The 18,007-nt window shown below is 75.7% G+C and carries 2 protein-coding genes and 1 pseudogene; all 3 read right to left on the reverse strand.

Annotated elements, in window-relative coordinates; translation table 11 throughout:
* The coding region (locus AB1460_RS26455; RefSeq protein WP_368964821.1) for a beta-ketoacyl synthase N-terminal-like domain-containing protein at nt 1-1,144 on the reverse strand (1,144 nt) is incomplete at its 3' end.
* A gap of 85 nt (nt 1,145-1,229) precedes the next feature.
* Nucleotides 1,230-12,896: pseudogene (locus AB1460_RS26460) on the reverse strand (SDR family NAD(P)-dependent oxidoreductase); the annotation flags it as partial.
* Nucleotides 12,850-17,466 (reverse strand): type I polyketide synthase, encoded by a 4,617-nt coding sequence (locus AB1460_RS26465; protein WP_368964823.1) that lies wholly within the window; start codon nt 17,464-17,466, stop codon nt 12,850-12,852. The gene AB1460_RS26465 and the pseudogene AB1460_RS26460, both read right to left, overlap by 47 nt.
* Nucleotides 17,467-18,007: the final 541 nt, after the last annotated feature.

Consider the following 18,007-nt stretch of genomic DNA (forward strand, 5'->3'; position numbering starts at 1 on the left):
GCGTGTGCCCGATGTTCGACTTCACCGACCCCAACCACAACGGCCGATCCCCCGACCGCCCCTGACCGTAGGTCGCCAGCAACGCCTGCGCCTCGATCGGATCACCCAGCCGGGTACCCGTCCCGTGCCCCTCGACGACGTCGACCTGGGACGGGAGCAGGCGGGCCGCGGCGAGGGCCTGGCGGATGACGCGCTGCTGCGACGGGCCGTTCGGTGCCGTCAGGCCGCTGCTGGCACCGTCGGAGTTGACCGCGCTGCCCCGCACCACCGCCAGCACCGGATGCCCCAGCCGCCGCGCGTCCGACAACCGCTCCAACAGCAGCAGACCGACGCCCTCACCCCACCCCGTCCCGTCCGCCGCCTCCGCGAACGACTTGCAGCGGCCATCCGCCGCCAGACCACCCTGCCGGCTGAACTCGACGAAGGTGGTGGGGGTCGCCATCACCGTCACGCCGCCGGCCAGCGCCAGGTCGCATTCACCCTGGCGCAGGGCCTGCCCGGCGAGGTGCATGGCGACCAGTGACGAGGAGCAGGCGGTGTCGATGGTGACCGCCGGCCCCTCCAGGCCGAAGGTGTAGGCGATCCGGCCGGACGCCACACTGCCCGCGTTGCCGTTGCCGAGGTAGGGGGCGACGCCGTCGGGCAGGTCCAGCGGCCGGGAGCCGTAGTCGTGGTACATCACGCCGGTGAAGACCCCGGTGCGGCTTTCCCGCAGCCCCAGCGGGTCGAGGCCGGCGCGTTCGAACGCCTCCCACGCGGTCTCCAGCAGCAGACGCTGCTGCGGGTCCATGGCGAGCGCCTCACGCGGGCTGATGCCGAACAGGTGCGGGTCGAAGCCGGACGCGTCGTAGAGGAACCCGCCGGCGAGGTGGGCCTGGCCGTCGAGCTCGCCGCTGTCGTGGTCGTAGAGGCCGTCGACGGCCCAGCCGCGGTCGTCCGGGAAGCCGGCGATGGCGTCACGGCCTTCCGCCACCAGCTGCCAGAGCGCCTCGGGGCTGTCGACGCCGCCCGGGTAACGGCAGCTCATCGCGACGATGGCGATCGGCTCGTGGTCCCGTTCCTCGAGCTCCTGAACGCGCCGGCGGGCCAGGCGCAGGTCGGCGGTGGCCCGCCGGAGGTAGTCGAGGTACTTTTCCTCGTTCATCGCGCCGCCGCTTTCAGGAGAGTCGCCACTGTGCGAGGGGACCTGACCGTTCGAGGGGACCTGGCGCCGGGGAGACCGCCGGTCGTCACTGCAGCCCGAGTTCGCTGTCGAGGAGGTCGAAGAGCTCGTCCGCCGTCGCGGACTCCAGGGCCGTGGACCGCGGGTCGGCCCCCGCCGCGGTGAGGGTGTCGCCGCCGCCCCCGACCGCGACGCCTGGACCGCCGCCGTTCGAACCGCCGCCGCCCCCGGCACCGGCACCGGCACCGGCACCGGCAGCACCGTTCCAGCTGGCGGCGAGGGTCCGGAGCCGGTCGCTGATCGACTGCCGGTCGCGGTCGGTCACGGCGGCGGCCTGCAGGCTGGCGGCGAGGCCGTCGATCAGCGCGTAGAGCGCGTCCAGGGTGTGCGCCGACGCCGGGCCGCCGGATGCGGCTGCCCCGGGTGCCGGCGACCCGGCCGAGTCCGGTTCCGGCAGGTCGAGTTCGGCGAGCAGGTGCCGGGTGAGCGCCAGCGGCGACGGATGGTCGAACAGCAGTGTCGCCGGCAGCCGCAGGCCGGTCTCACCGCCCAGCTGGTTGCGCAGCTCGACGGCGGTCAGTGAGTCGAAGCCCAGCTCGAGGAAGCCCCGGGCCGGCTCGACCAGGGCGGGCGACGGGTGGCCGAGAATCCGCGCGGTGCGTTCCCGCACCAGTTCGAGGAGCACCCGCTGCCGTTCGGGCACCGCCAGCGGCGCGAGCTGACGGACCAGCGAGGCCGGGCGGCGGCCACCGCCACCCGCCGGCCCCGCCCCGGGGCCGGCGCTGGCTCGGCGGGGCGCGCGGACCAGGTTCTGCAGCAGCGCCGGGACCGGTTCGCCGGCGGCGGCGCCGGCACGCATGACGGGCAGGTCCAAGGCGATGGGGACGAGCAGCCCGTGGTCACCGGCGAGGGCCGCCGACAGGGTCCGCAGCCCCTCCTCGGCGGTGAGGGCGCCGAAACCCGAGCGGTGTATCCGGGCCCGGTCGGCGTCGCCGAGACCGGCCGCCATCCCGCCCTCGGTGTCCCACAGTCCCCACGCCAGGGACGTCCCGACCAGACCCTGGGCCCGCCGCCAGCCCACGAACGCGTCCAGGAAGGTGTTCGCCGCCGCGTAGTTCCCCTGACCCGCGTTCCCGAACACCCCCGACGCCGACGAGAACACCACGAACGCCGCCAGCTCCCGCCCGACCGTCGCCGCGTGCAGGTTCACCACCGCGTCGACCTTCGGCGCGAGCACCGTCGTCAGCCGGGCCGCCGTCAGCGACGACACCACGCCGTCGTCGACGATCCCCGCGACGTGCACGACCGCCGAGACCGGCTCGTCCGCCAGCAGCCCCACCACGGCATCCCGGTCCGCCACGTCGCACGCGACCAGCCGGACCCGTGCCCCGGTCGCGGTCAGCTCGTCCACCAGGGCGTCGGCGCCCCCGCCGTGCGCTCCCCGCCGGGAGATCAGCAGCAGGTCGGACGCCCCGTGGACGTCCACCAGCTGCCGCGCGACCAGCCGGCCCAGCGTGCCCGTCGCCCCCGTCACCACCACCGTGCCCGTGCCGAGCGCCGCCGGGTCGGTGGCCGGGAGCGAGGCGCGGACGAGTCGGGGCACCCGCACCACACCGCCTCGCACCGCCGCCTGCGCCAGCCCTTCGGCCAGGACCGTCTCGGCCCACCGCCGCACGCCGGCCTCGCCCAGGCCGGCGTGGACGTCGGTGTCGACGTCGACCAGGTGGAACCGGTCCGGGTTCTCCGCCTGCGCCGCCCGCACCAGACCCCACACGGCCGCGCTCTCGACTCCCCACACCGGCTCGGCCGGGTCCACCGCCACCGCGCCGGACGTCGCCACGACCAGCCGGGTGTCGCCCCATCGCCCGTCCGCCAGCCACGCCCGCACCACGTCCAGGACCCACGCTGTCCGTTCCCACACCACCGCCGCGTCCGGCACGGCGCCGCTCGCGGCGACGGATGCCGTGCAGTCGAGCAGCAGCGCCGACAGGCCCTCGACCGGCTCCGGCAGACCCTGCCCCGGGCGCACCGTCAGCCATCCGGTGGACGTGTCGGTCAGAGCGGCGGGAACGACGGCCGGCTGCGGGATCCAGTCGAGGGCGAAGACGGGGGTGGTGGCATCGCCGGGCTCGGCGAGCTGGGCCGGGGCGAGGAGGCGGAAGATCAGCCGCTCGACGGTGATCACCGGGTCGCCCGCGGCGTCCCACGCGGCGAGGCGCACCGTGTCCTCACCGGTGCGGGTGCCCTGGATCCGCAGCGCGGAGGCGCCGACCGCGTGCCGTCGCACCCCGGAGAACGCGAACGGCAGCCGGGCCTCGCCGACACGCTCGTCGAACAGGCCGGCGGCGCCGACGGCGTGCAGGGCGGCGTCGAGCAGCGCCGGGTGCACACCGAAAGCGGCGGCCTCGTCGTGCGCGGCGTCGGGCAGGCGAAGGTCCGCATGGACGTCGTTGCCGTCCCGCCAGGCGGCGGCGAGGCCCTGGAAGGTGGGACCGTAGTCGATCCCGGCTTCGGCGAGGCGGGTGTAACGGCCGGTGAGGAGCACCTGGGCGGCGCCCGCGGGCGGCTCCGTGACATCAGTGAGCGGCCCGGGGACATCCGTGAGCGGCCCGGGGAGGTCTGCCGGGGTGGCGCCGAGCAGGCCGGTGGCGACGGTGTCCCAGCCGACCGGGTCGTCGTCGGTGGCGGCCTCGGGGCGGGCGTGGACGGTGACGGTGCGGCGCCCGTCGTCGCCGGGGGCGGCGGCGGAGACGCGGATCCGCACGCCGCCGCGTTCCGGCAGGGTCAACGGGGCCTGGAGCACCAGCTCGTCGAGGACGGGGGCGCCGACGAGCTCCCCGGCGGCGAGGACCACGTCGAGGAACACGGTGGCGGGGACGACGGCCGCCCCGTAGACGACATGCTCGCCCAGCCAGGCGGGGGTGTCCCGGGCGAGGCGGCCGGTGAGCAGCAACGCCTCGCTGTCGGGCAGGGTCACGGCGGCGGCGAGCAGCGGGTGGTGCGCGGCGTCGAGGCCGGCGGCGACCAGGTCACCGGGCCCGGCGGCGGCCGAGTCGAGCCAGAGCCGCTGGTGCTGGAAGGCGTAGGTCGGCAGGTCCACGGCGCGGGCGCCGGTGCCGTCGAGGGCGGCCGCCCAGTCGACGGACTCGCCGTGCACGAACAGTTCGGCGAGCGCGGCGACCAGGGCCGCGGGCTCGTCGCGGTCGCGCCGCAGCGCCGGAACGGCGACGAGCTCGGGCAGGCCGTCGCGCACCATCGCGCTGAGCACCCCGTCGGGGCCCAGTTCGAGGATTCGGGTGACACCCGCGGCGGCCATCGCCCGCACCGCGGCGGCGAACCGGACGGGGCGGCGAACCTGGTCCACCCAGTAGTCCGGGTCCGCCCACTGCGCGGTGCCGGCGGCGGTCCCGGTGACGGTGGAGATCCCGGGCAGCCGCGGCGCGCGCAGGGTCAGCCCGTGGACGACGTCGGCGAACCCGGCGAGCATCGGCTCCATCAGCACCGAGTGGAACGCGTGGCTGACCCGCAGCCGGCTGACCTGCCAGCCGCGGGCGGCGGCCGCGGCGGCGAGGCCATCCAGGCCGTGCGGCCCGTCGCCCGGCCCGGCCAGCACGACGGACGTCGGAGCGTTCACCGCCGCGATCTCGGCCGCCAGGCCCGTCTCGGCGAGCAGGGCGCTGACCTGCGATTCCGCGGCGCCGACAGCGAGCATGCCGCCGCCGGGAGGCAGCGCCTGCATCAGCCGGCCGCGGGCGGCGACGAGCCGGGCGGCATCGGCGAGGTCGAACACCCCGGCGGCGTAGGCGGCGGTGACCTCGCCGATCGAGTGGCCGGTGACGATCTCCGGCTCCACCCCCCAGCTGCGGACCAGAGCGAGCAGGGCAACCTCGAGGGCGAACAGCGCCGGCTGGGCGTGACCGGTCCGCGCCAGCGGATCCGGGTCGGTGCCGAACACCACGTCGCGCACGGGGACGTCCAGGTGCGGGTCGAGCAGGTCGCACACCTCGTCGAACGCGGCGGCGAACGCCGGGAACGCGTCGTACAGGCCGCGGCCCATACCGAGGCGCTGCGCGCCCTGCCCGGTGAAGACCAGGCCGAGCCGGCCCTCCGCGGCGACCCCGCGGACGAGCTGGGCGCTGACCCCGCCGCGGGCGAGCGTCGCCAGGACGTCCGCCGCGTCGGTCTCGTCCGTCTCGTCGGTGGTGTCGGTGGTGTCGTCGGCCAGGACGACGGCGCGGTGGTCGAGGGCGGCCCGGCGGGTGAGGGCGAGGGCGGCGTCCGCGAGATCGGTGCCGGGAGCGGAGGTCAGGAAGTCGTGGAGCCGGCCGGCCTGCGCGTCGAGGGCCGCCTCGCCGCGGGCGGAGAGCACGAGTGGCACCGCGAAGCGCCGGGCCGCCGGCGCCGGCCGGTCCTCGGCGGCGGCAGGGTCCGGGTCGCCCTGCTCGATGATGACGTGGGCGTTGGTGCCGCTGATTCCGAACGACGACACCGCCGCCCGCCGCGGACGCCCGTCCACCTCCCAGGGTCGCGGCTCCACCAGCAGCGACACCGCGCCGGCCTCCCAGTCGACCTGCGAGGACGGGGCGTCCACGTGCAGCGTCCGGGGCATGACCCCCTCGCGCATCGCCAGCACCATCTTGATCACACCGGCCGCACCCGCAGCAGCCTGCGCATGACCGATGTTGGACTTCACCGACCCCAGCCACAGCGGCCGGTCGGCCGACCGACCCTGGCCGTAGGTCGCCAGCAGCGCCTGCGCCTCGATCGGGTCACCCAGCGTCGTACCCGTACCGTGACCCTCGACCACGTCGACATCCGCGGTGGTCAGCCCCGCGCTGGCCAGCGCCTGGCGGATCACCCGCTGCTGCGACGGGCCGTTCGGCGCCGTCAGACCGTTGCTCGCCCCGTCCTGGTTGACCGCCGAACCCCGCACCAGTGCCAGCACCCGGTGGCCGTTCCTCCGGGCATCGGACAGCCGCTCCACCAGCAGCATCCCGACGCCCTCACCCCAGCCCACCCCGTCCGCCGCGTCCGCGAACGACTTGCACCGCCCGTCCTCCGCCAGCCCCCGCTGGCGGGAGAACCCGGTGAACGTCCCCGGCGTCGCCATCACCGTCACCCCACCGGCCAACGCCAGATCACACTCACCCGCCCGCAGCGCCTGTGCCGCCAGATGCAACGCCACCAACGACGACGAACACGCCGTGTCCACCGTCACCGCCGGCCCCTCCAGACCGAACGCATACGACACCCGACCCGACGCCACACTCCCCGAGTTACCCGTCCCCAGATACCCCTCGACCTCGTCCGGCACCACCAGATTCCGGGCCAGGTAGTCGTGGTACATCAGGCCCACGAAAACCCCGGTCCGGCTGCCGCGCAGCCCCACCGGATCCACACCTGCCCGCTCGAACACCTCCCACGACGACTCCAACAACAAACGCTGCTGCGGATCCATCGCCAACGCCTCACGCGGCGATATCCCGAACAACCCCGCATCGAAATCCGCCGCGTCATACAGGAATCCACCCGCGCGGGTGTAGGACGTTCCGGGATTGTCGGGGTCGGGGTGGTAAAGGCCCTCCAGGTCCCACCCGCGGTCCGCGGGGAACAGGCCGATTCCGTCCCGGCCGTCCGCCACCAGATCCCACAGGCCTTCCGGCGACACCACCCCACCCGGGTACCGGCAGGCCATCCCCACGATCGCCACCGGCTCGTCCGCCGCGACCGCTGTCGCCACCGGCCGCCCGGGGGCCGCCTCGTCAGGCCCACCGCCCAGCTGGGCCGCGAGGAAGTCGGCGAGCGCACCGGCATTCGGATAGTCGAAGATCAGTGTGGCCGGCAGCCGCAGGCCGGTCGTGACACCCAGCTGGTTGCGCAGCTCGACGGCGGTCAGCGAGTCGAAGCCGAGCTCACGGAACGCACGGGCGGTCGGCACGTCCTCGGGGGCGGCGTAGCCGAGAACGGCGGCCGCATGGCCGCGCACGACCTGCAGTGCCTCCCGCCGCCGCTCGGGGCCGTCCAGGCCGCGGAGCCGTTCCGCCAGCGAGGAGACCGCGACCGGAGCCGCGGTACGGCGGCGTACCGGCGGAAGCAGGACGTGCAGCAGCGGCGGCAGCTCGTCCGCGGTACGCAGGATCGCGAGGTCGAGCCGGATCGGCACCGCGAGGGCGGCCCGGCCCGCGACCGCGAGGTCGAACAGCTCCAGGCCCTCCTGGACGCCGAGTGCCCCCACGCCGGAACGCCGCAGCCGGGCACGGTCGGCCTCGCCGAGACCACCCGCCATCCCGCTCTCGGTGTCCCACAGTCCCCACGCCAGGGACGTCCCGACCAGACCCTGGGCCCGCCGCCAGCCCACGAACGCGTCCACGAAGGTGTTCGCCGCCGCGTAGTTCCCCTGACCCGCGTTCCCGAACACCCCCGACGCCGACGAGAACACCACGAACGCCGCCAGCTCCCGCCCCGCCGTCGCCGCGTGCAGGTTCACCACCGCGTCGACCTTCGGCGCGAACACCCCCGTCAGCCGGGCCGCCGTCAACGACGAGACGACCCCGTCGTCGACCACTCCCGCCACGTGCACCACACCCGTCACGTCGACGCCCGCCACCGCTGTCGCCAGCGCGTCCCGGTCCGCCACGTCGCAGGCGACCAGCCGGACCCGCGCGCCCGCGTTCTCCAGCTCCGCCACGAGTTCCGCCGCGCCGGGTGCGCTCGTTCCGCGCCGCGACACCAGCAGCAGATCAGCCACCCCGTGCGCGTCCACCAGATGCCGGGCGACGACGCCGCCCAGCGTGCCCGTCGCCCCCGTCACCAGCACTGTGCCCGCCCCGAACGCGGACGCCGACCCCGTGGCCGCCGCGGGTTCTGAGGCCGCCCCGAGTTCCGACGCCGCATCGGGTTCCGACGCCGCATCGGGTTCCGCCGGCGTTCCGGCCTCGGCCGGCGGGAGCGCCGGACGGACCAGCCGGGGCACCCGCACCACGTCGCCCCGTACCGCCGCCTGGGCGACACCGGCGGCCACCACGGACGCCACGATGTCCCGGGCGCGGGAGTCGTCCAGGCCGGCCTCCACGTCCACCAGGAAGAACCGGTCCGGGTTCTCGGACTGCGCCGCCCGCACCAGACCCCACACCGCGGCGCTCTCGACACCCCACACCCGCTCGCCGTCCCGCGCGGCCACCGCCCCGGAGGTCAGCACCACCAGCCGAGCGTCACCCCACCGCCCGTCCACCAGCCACGCGCGTACCGCGTCCAGGACGCCCACCGCGCGCTGCAGCACCACCGCGGCCCGCGGGCCGTCGGCGTCCTCGGAGTCGTCGCGGTCGTCGCGGTCGTCGGGATCGCGGCAGTCCAGTACGACCGTCGCCATGCCGGGCACGGGCTCCGGCAGACCGGCGTCGACGGGCACCGTCAGCCACTCGCCCACCGCCGCCACCGAACCAGCACCCGCCTCCGGGTCCGCACCCGCACCCGCACGGATGGGAAGGTGATGCTCCGGCCACGCCAGCTCGTACAGCGAGCGCGCGGCCGCCGCGCGGACGGCCGCGCCCGCGGTGTCCCCGGCGGCGCGGAACGCGAGCCCGTCGATCGTCGCGACCGGCCGGCCGGCGTCGTCGGCGAGGTCCACGCGCACCCGCCCGCCGTCACCGGCACCCGGGCCGGATGAGCCGTCCGAGCCCGGGCCACCGAGGCGGATCCGGGCCCGCAGCGCCGACGCCCCCGCGGCGTGCAGGCGCACTCCGGAGAAGGCGAACGGCACTCTGGGAGATCCGGCCGGCTCACCGGCGGAGCCGTCGCCGGTCCTGTCTCCGTCTCCGTCTCCGTCGTCGGCGCCGTCAGCGGAGCTGCCGCCGACGAGGAGTGCGTGCAGCGCGGAGTCCAGCAGGGCGGGGTGAAGCCCGAAGCCGTCGGTGTCCGCGTCGGCGGGCAGGCGTGCCTCGACGTAGAGGTCCGTCCCGTGCCGCCAGGCTGCGGCCAGGCCCTGGAAGAGCGGGCCGTAGCCGAACCCTGCGGCGGCGAGGACACCGTACGCGCCGTCGACGGGCAGGCTTTCACCGCCGGCCGGCGGCCAGGTCGCGAGGTCCACGGTGTCGTCGGCGGCGTCGGTTCCGTCCGGGGCGTCGGGCCGCAGGCTGCCGGTGGCGTGCACCGTCCAGTCGTCGTCCTGGCCGGCGTCGGCCGGGCGGGAGTGGATGTGAACGGCGCGCAGGCCGTCGCCGTCCGCGTCGCCGACGGCGACCTGCACCCAGAGCTCCTCGCCGGGTGCCAGGGCCATCGGCTGCCGCAGGACCAGCTCGTCCAGGACGGGGGTGCCGGCCAGGTCGCCCGCGGTCAGGGCCAGGTCGAGCAGGGCCGTGCCGGGGAGCAGGATCTCGCCGAGCACCACGTGGTCGGCGAGCCACGGGTGGGTGCGGGTGGAGATCCGTCCGGTGAGCACGGTGCCCTCGCCGGCGGCGAGGCGCACGGCGGCGCCGAGCAGCGGATGTCCGGTGGCCAGCTGGCCGAGACCGGCCGGGTCGCCGCTCCCGTGGGCGCCGGGCGCCGGCGGCCAGAACCGCTGCCCGCCGAACGCATAGGTCGGCAGCATCTCCGCGCCGCCCGCCCTCACCGCGTCGGCGTGGACGCCGGCGGCGGTGTCGGTCTCGGCGGTGTCGGTGTCGGTGTCGGCGGCGGTGTCGGTGTCGGCGGCGGTGTCGGTGTCGGCGGCGGTGTCGGCGGCGGTGTCGATGTCGGTGATGACGGCGGCCCAGTCGACGCCGGTGCCGCGCACGTACACCGTTGCGAGGGCGGTGAGCAGGGTGGACGGCTCGTCGTGGTCGCGGCGCAGCGCGGCGACGGCGGTCGCGTCGGGGGCGCAGTCACGCACCATGGCGGTGAGGGCGGCGTCCGGCCCGACCTCGAGGAAGCGGGTGACGCCTGCCGCGGTCATCGCGGCGACGGCGTCGGCGAACCGCACGGGCTGGCGGACCTGGGCGGTCCAGTAATCGGGATCGGTCCACTGCCCGGGCTGGACGGCCGCGCCGGTGACGGTGGACACCGCACCGAGGCGCGGTTCGCGGAAGGTCAGCCCGCGCATGACGGCGCCGAACTCGGCGAGCATCGGCTCCATCAGCGCCGAGTGGAAGGCGTGGCTGACCCGCAGCCGGGTGGTCTGCCAACCGCGGTCGGCGGCCAGCCGCGCAACCTCGTCCAGACTCTCGGACGGGCCGGCGAGCACCACCGCGGCGGGGCCGTTGACCGCCGCCACGTCGACCCCCAGGCCGTCCTGCCGGGACTGCCGGGACTGCTCGTGCTGCTCCAGTGCCGCGCGGACGTCCGCCTCGGTGGCACCGACGGCGAGCATGCCACCGCCGTCGGGCAGTGCCTGCATGAGCCGGCCGCGGGCGGCGACCAGGGTGGCGGCGTCGGCGAGGGAGAGCACCCCGGCGGCGTGGGCGGCGGTGATCTCACCGATCGAGTGGCCGGCGACGACGTCCGGGGTGACGCCCCACTCGCGCAGCAGCGCGAGCAGCGCGACCTCGACGGCGAACAGCGCCGGCTGGGCGTTGCCGGTGCGGTCGAGCCCGGCCCGTCCACCCGCCCCTCCGCCGGTGAGGACGTCCCGCAGCGGGGTGTCGAGGTACTCGTCCAGGTAACCACTGACCTCGTCAAACGCGGCGGCGAACGCGGGGAACGCGGCGTGGAGCGCCTGCCCCATGCCGAGCCGCTGCGCGCCCTGCCCGGTGAACAGCAGGCCCAGCCTGCCCTCGGACACCTCCCCGAGCACCGTCCCGCTCGCCGCGGTGCTGCTGCCTGCCGGCCGGGTCCCGTCGTCGGGCTGGGGTTCGCCGGCGAGGCGGGTCAGCTGGTCCAGCAGTTCGTCGTGGTCGGCGGCGAGCAGGACGGCGCGGTGGCCGAGCCGGGCGCGGGCCGCCGTGCCCCGCGCGACCGCGGTGACATGGCTGGCGAGCTCGGGCCGCTCGACGAGGAAGGCCCGCAGCCGGGCGGCCTGCGCGCGCAGCCCGTCCGCGCTGACCGACGACAGCAGGTACGGAACCGCTGGACGCGAGACCTCCCCGGACCCGAAGCCGGACCAGGACCCGGACCCGGACTCCACGGGCGGCAGCGCGGGCGGGGCCGGCTCGGCGAGCGGGGGTTCTTCGACGATGACGTGGGCGTTGGTGCCGCTGACGCCGAAGGAGGAGATGCCGGCGCGGCGCGGGGCGCCGGTGCTCTCCCAGGCGCGGGCCTCGGTGAGCAGCGCCACCGCGCCGGCCGTCCAGTCGACGCCCGGGGAAGGGGCGTCGACGTGCAGGGTGCGCGGCAGGGTGCGGTGCCGCATCGCCAGCACCATTTTGATCAGACCGGCGACCCCGGAGGCGGACTGGGTGTGCCCGATGTTCGACTTGATCGAGCCGAGCCACAGCGGACGGTCCGCCGGGCGACCCTGCCCGTAGGTGGCGAGCAGCGCCTGCGCCTCGATCGGGTCGCCGAGGACGGTGCCGGTGCCGTGGCCCTCGACGGCGTCGACGTCGGCCGCGGCGAGCCCGGCGCCCGCGAGCGCCTGGCGGATCACCCGCTGCTGCGCCGGGCCGTTCGGGGCGGTCAGCCCGTTGCTGGCGCCGTCCTGGTTCACCGCCGTCCCGCGCACCACGGCGAGGACCTGGTGGCCGTGCCGCCGTGCGTCGGAGAGCCGTTCGACCAGGATGACGCCGACGCCTTCGGCCCAGCCGGTGCCGTCGGCGGCGGCGGCGAAGGAGCGGCACCGCCCGTCGGCGGACAGCCCCCGCTGGCGGCTGAACTCGGCGAACGTGCCGGGAACGGCCATCACCGTCACACCGCCGGCGAGCGCCAGGTCGCACTCGCCGGCGCGCAGCGACTGGGCGGCGAGGTGCAGGGCGACGAGCGAGGACGAGCAGGCGGTGTCGACGGTGACCGCCGGGCCCTCCAGGCCGAAGGTGTAGGAGATCCGCCCGGAGGCGACGCTGCCCGCGCTGCCGATGCCGACGTAGCCGGCGAGATCCTCGGTGCTCTCGGCGAGCAGCGGCAGGTAGCCCTGGTTGGTGGTGCCGACGAAGACGCCGACGGGACGTCCGCGCTGCCCCAGCGGGTCGAGACCGGCCCGTTCGAACGCCTCCCAGGCGACTTCGAGGAGCTGGCGGTGCTGCGGGTCCATGGCCAGTGCCTCGCGCGGGCTGATCCCGAACAGGGCCTGGTCGAAGCGGTCGGCGTCAGGCAGGAAGCCGCCTTCGAACACGCGCGGCTCGTCCGCCGCGGCCGGGGCGTAGAGGGCGTCGACGTCCCAGCCGCGGTTGGTCGGGAAGGGCCCGATCGTGTCGACGCCGCCGTCGACGACGCGCCACAGGTCCTCGGGTGAGGTGATGCCGCCGGGGTAGCGGCAGGCCATCGCGACGATGACGATCGGGTCGTCGTGCGCCGGGGCCGCGGCCGGTACGTGTGCCGGGGAAGGGGCCGGCACGGCCACGGCCCCGGACAACTCGGTGCCGAGGTGGCGGGCGAGATCCTCGACCGTCGGATAGTCGAAGACGAGGGCCGGCGGCAGCCGCAGCCCGGTCTCGGTGACGAGCCGGTTGCGCAGTTCCACCGCGGTGAGCGAGTCGAACCCGAGCTCGCGGAACGGCCGGTGCACGGCGACGGGCTCGGTGGACGAGTGGCCGAGGACAGCGGCGGCCTGCGCCCGGACGAGATCACGCAGGGCGGCGTCCCGTTCCGCCTCGGGCAGCGCGGCGAGCCGCCCGCGCCCCCTCATCGAGGACCTCCCGGACGTCCGCGACGACGAGGGCCGCCTCGGGTCCGGTGACGGCCTGGCCGAGCACACGCAGCGCGAGCTCCGGTGGGAGCCCGGCCAGGCCGGTGCGGCGCAGGTCGGCGGCGGTCGAGCCGACGGCGGCGAGGCCGGCGCCGTCCCACGGCCCCCAGGCGAGGGACGTCCCGGCGCGGCCCGCGGCCCGGCGTCGCCGGGCGATCGCGTCCAGCCCGGCGTTCGCGGCCGCGTAGGCGCCGCCGCCGCCGCTGCCCCAGGCCGCGGCGATCGAGGAGAAGAGGAGGAAGGCGTCCAGCGGGTGGTCGCCGAGCAGCTCGTCGAGGTGCTCGGCACCGGCCGTCTTGCCGGCCAGGTAGTGGGCCAGCGTGGCGGCGTCGAGGTCGGCCAGCGCGGTCGCACCACCGACACCGGCGGCGTGCACGACGGCGGTGAGCGGCTCGTCCGCGGAGCCGGCGAAGCCGGCGAGATCGACGGAGCCGGCGGGCCCGGTGAGGCCGGCGAGCAGGTCGGCCACGGCGGTGCGGTCCGCGAGATCGCAGGCGACGACGCTCACGCGCGCACCGGTGTCGGCGAGTTCGGCGGCCAGCTCCTCGGCACCGTCGGCGGCGGGTCCGCCGCGGCTCACGAGCACGAGATGCGCGGCACCGTTCGCCGCCGCCCAACGGGCGACATGCGCGCCGAGCGCCCCGGTCCCGCCGGTGATCAGCACGGTGCCACGGGGCTGCCACCCGTCCGTCCCCGAACCCATGCCCGAAGCCGGGCCTGCGACGGTTCGGGCCAGTCTGCGCACCCGGCTCCCGGTGCGGCGCACGGCGAGCTGGTCCTCCGCGTCGGCCGGCCCGGCGGTGGCGAGTACCGCCGCGACCCGGCCCGCGGCCCGCGGGTCCAGCGCCGGCGGCAGGTCGACCAGCCCACCCCAGCGCCCGGGATGCTCCAGGCCGACGACCCGCCCGAGCCCCCACACCTGCGCCTGGACGACGTCGACCGGCGGATCGGCCGGCCCGGTGGCCACCGCACCCCGGGTGATGATCCACAGCGGTGCCGTGACGTCCGCGGCGCCGAGCGCCTGGACCAGCGCGAGCGTCCCGCTCAACGCCCGGCTCACGACGGGGTGCGCCGGGTCCGGGCGGTCGTCGCCGGCGAGCAGCGACACGACGCCGGCCGGCGGCGCGCCCAGGGTGGCGACCGCCGCGCGCAGCCGCTCGGCGAGAACGTCCCGGTCAGCACTCCCGGGCACGGTCAGTGTCTCGCCGCCGTACGCGCCGACCAGCGCGACGATCTCCGCCGCGCCCTTCTCCCCCACGGCCGTCTCGCCCGCAGCCGTCGCGTCCACGGGCTCGGGGACGACGACGAGCCAGGTCCCGGCCAGCCGGACCGGACCGGGACCGGCGTCGGACCGGGCCCGCCACTGCTCGCGGTAGCACCAGGACGCCGCCGCGTCGTCGCCCCGCCAGCGACGGCGCCACTCGCGCAGGGCGGGCACCAGCGCACCGAGCGGTTCCTGCACCTCGGCGTCCAGCCGCAGCTCCTGGGCGACCGCGCTGAGATCCCCGCGCTCGACCGCGCCCCAGAAGGCACCGTCGTCGACCCGGCCGAGGGCGCCGTCGCCGTCCGGGGCGGCGGACGCAGCCGCGGGCGCCATCGCCGTCCGCAGCCAGTACCGCTGCCGCTCGAACGGGTACGTCGGCAGGTCCGGCAGGACCGACGGTCTCGGCAGGACCGGCGGCCCCGACGGCTCGGGCAGCCCCGACGCCTCCGGCAGGTCGGGCGGCTCCGCACCCGCGGCGGGGACGTCCGGCAGCAGTGCGGACCAGTCGACGGCGACGCCGTGGACGAACAGCTGTGCCAGTGCGCCGAGCAGCGCCGTGGCCTCGTCGCGTCCGCGCCGCAGCGCGGGCACCGCGACGAGCTCCGGACGGGCCTCGGCGGCGAGCGCGGCCAGCACCGAGTCCGGCCCGAGTTCCAGGATGCGGGTCACGCCCCGGGCGGCGAGCTCCGTCACCGTGTCGGCGAAGCGCACCGCGCGGCGCACCTGGCTTGCCCAGTACGCCGGATCCGACCATTCGCCGGGTGCGACGACCCGTCCGGTGACGGTCGACACGCCCTGCACCCGCGGTTCGGTGAAGGTGAGACCATCGGCCACCGCCGCGAACGCGGGCAGCATCGGCTCCATCAGCGCCGAGTGGAAGGCGTGGCTGACCCGCAGCCGGTTCGTCTTCCAGCCCCGCGACGCGGCCGCGTCAGCGACCCGGTCGAGTGTCTCCGCCGGGCCGGAAAGCACCACCGCGGTCGGACCGTTCACCGCGGCGACGTCCACCGCCCCACCGGGGGTGTCGGCGTCGAACGCGGCGAGCAGGCCGGTCACCTCGGCCTCGGCGGCGTTGACGGCCAGCATCCCGCCGCCCGCCGGCAGCCCACCCATCAGCCGGCCGCGCGCCACCACCAGGGCCGCCGCGTCCGCCAGCTCCAGCACCCCGGCCGCGTAGGCGGCGGTGATCTCACCGACCGAGTGGCCGGCGACGACATCCGGTTCGACACCGAGATGGCGGACGAGGGCGAGCAGGGCGACCTCGACGGCGAACAGCGCCGGCTGCGCGAACTCCGTCCGGTTCAGCAGCTCCTGGTCGTCGCCGTCGACGACCGCGCGCAGCGAGCGACCCGGCCGCTCGTCCAGCGGGGTGCCCGGCCGCGCGTCCTGCCGGACGTCCAACTGGGCGTCCAGCAGGGCGCAGACCTCGTCGTACGCGGCCGCGTACACGGGGAACCGCCGGTACAGCTCCCGCCCCATCCCCAGCCGCTGCGCACCCTGACCGGTGAAGACCACCGCGAGCCGGCCCGGTGTGGCCTCCCCCCGGACGACACCGGCGGCGACCTCGTCACCCGCCAGCGCAGCCAGGCCCCGCTCCAGGCCGGACGTCCCGTCGGCCAGCACGACGGCCCGGTGCTCCCGCGCGGGCCGGGTCAGGAGGACCCGCCCGACAGCGGCCGGGCCCCCCGCGGAGCCGTCCGTCACGGAGCCGTCCGTCACGGAGGCGGCGGTGAAGGCGCGCAGACGCCCGGCGTGGGCCGTGAGGGCCCGGCCGGTCCGCGCGCTGAGCACCACCGGCACCACCGGCAGGCCCGCGCCCGGCTGTGGTTCCGCCGCATCCGGCGCCAGCCCCTCCGCCGGCTCGGCTGACGTGTCGAGGACCGGCGCTTCTTCCACCACGATGTGCGCGTTCGTCCCGCTGATCCCGAACGACGACACCCCCGCCCGCCGCGGCTCACCCCCACCCGGCCACCCCTGCGCCTGCTCCAACAACCGCACCCCGCCGGACGACCAGTCCACCCCCGACGACGGCGCATCCACATGCAACGTCCGCGGCAACACCCCCGCCCGCAACGCCAACACCATCTTGATCACACCAGCCACACCCGCAGCCGCCTGCGTGTGCCCGATGTTCGACTTCACCGACCCCAACCACAACGGCCGATCCCCCGACCGCCCCTGACCGTAGGTCGCCAGCAACGCCTGCGCCTCGATCGGATCACCCAGCCGGGTACCCGTCCCGTGGGCCTCCACCGCGTCGAGGTCGGTGGGCGCCAGCCGGGCGTCCGCCAGTGCCTGCAGGATGACGCGCTGCTGGGACGGGCCGTTCGGCGCGGTCAGACCGTTCGACGCCCCGTCCTGGTTGACCGCGCTGCCCCGCACCACCGCCAGCACCGGATGCCCCAGCCGCCGCGCGTCCGACAACCGCTCCAGCAGCAGCAGGCCCGCCCCCTCGCCCCACCCCGTCCCGTCCGCCGCCTCGGCGAACGACTTGCAGCGGCCGTCCGCCGCCAGACCGCCCTGCCGGCCGAACTCGGCGAACAGGCCCGGGCTGGACATCACTGTCACGCCACCGGCGAGCGCCGCCTCGCACTCCCGGTTCCGCAGCGCCCGGCAGGCCAGGTGCAGGGCGACGAGCGACGACGAGCAGGCCGTGTCGACGGTGACCGCCGGCCCCTCGAAACCGAAGGTGTAGGCGAGCCGCCCGGACAGCACCGCGGGGGCCGTCCCGGTCAGCAGGTGGCCGAGAACCTCGTCGGGGAACGCGGGAATGTCCTCGGTGTACCCGAGATAACTGCCGCCGACGAACACGCCGACGGGACGTCCGCGCAGCCCGGCCGGGTTGATCCGGGCCCGTTCGAACGTCTCCCAGGCCACCTCGAGCAGCAGGCGCTGCTGCGGGTCCATGGCGAGCGCCTCGCGCGGGCTGATACCGAAGAACGCCGGGTCGAAGTCACCGGCGTCGTAGAGGAAGCCGCCGGCGGGCGTCTGCTCGTCGGCGAGGTTCCAGCCACGGTCGGTGGGAAGCTCACCGACCGCGTCACCGCCCTCGGCGAGCAGCCGCCAGAAGTCCTCCGGGCTGCGGACGTCCCCCGGGTACCGGCAGCCCATGGCGACGATCGCGATCGGCTCCCGCGCGGCCGCCTCGACACCGGTGAGCCGCTGGCGGGTCTGGTGGAGATCCGCCGTCACCCACCGGAGGTAGTCGCGAAGGGTCTCCTCACTCGCCATCAGAATCCACCTCTGCGGGTAGGCCTACGGTCAGCGGCGATGACGGATATCCGGCCGCGGCCGGATATCCGTTCCGCCCACGCGGATATCCCACCCGGGGCAGCCTCGGGACGATGCTAGAAGCGGCTTCACCGAGCCGGACACCCCTAGTCGGCCCCTACCGCCACCGGCCGAATACCGCGGCGAAAACAGTTTTGCCGGGCCGGGCGAGAGCGACGACACCACGCCGTGTTCAAATCCACATCAGGCCGTGCGGCGAGGACATCGCCGCGGAACAGGCCCTTGGACCGGGCCATTCGGATGCTCTCGGAAAGATTCGGAAGACAGCTCGCCGAGAAGAGTGCCGGGATCACCGCAGACATTTCCGAGGATGCCGTCCAACATAGTGGAACCTGTGTGTACGTTCCACCGTGGGACGGGCGGCGCACGAGCTGTTCATCAGCCTGTTTCCGGGCATTTGGCCATGTCGGCCGCGCGATCGATCCGACCATGGCGCACTTCGGTCCCGGCCGACCCGCCCGCGGGCCACGGTTCCGGCCGC

The organism is Parafrankia sp. FMc2 (assembly GCF_041008525.1).
Classification (GTDB): Bacteria; Actinomycetota; Actinomycetes; order Frankiales; family Frankiaceae; genus Parafrankia.

What these genes read in the sequence shown, in the direction of transcription:
- AB1460_RS26465 (WP_368964823.1), bottom strand. Translation starts at nt 17,466, where the DNA reads ATGGCGAGTGAGGAGACCCTTCGCGACTACCTCCGGTGGGTGACGGCG.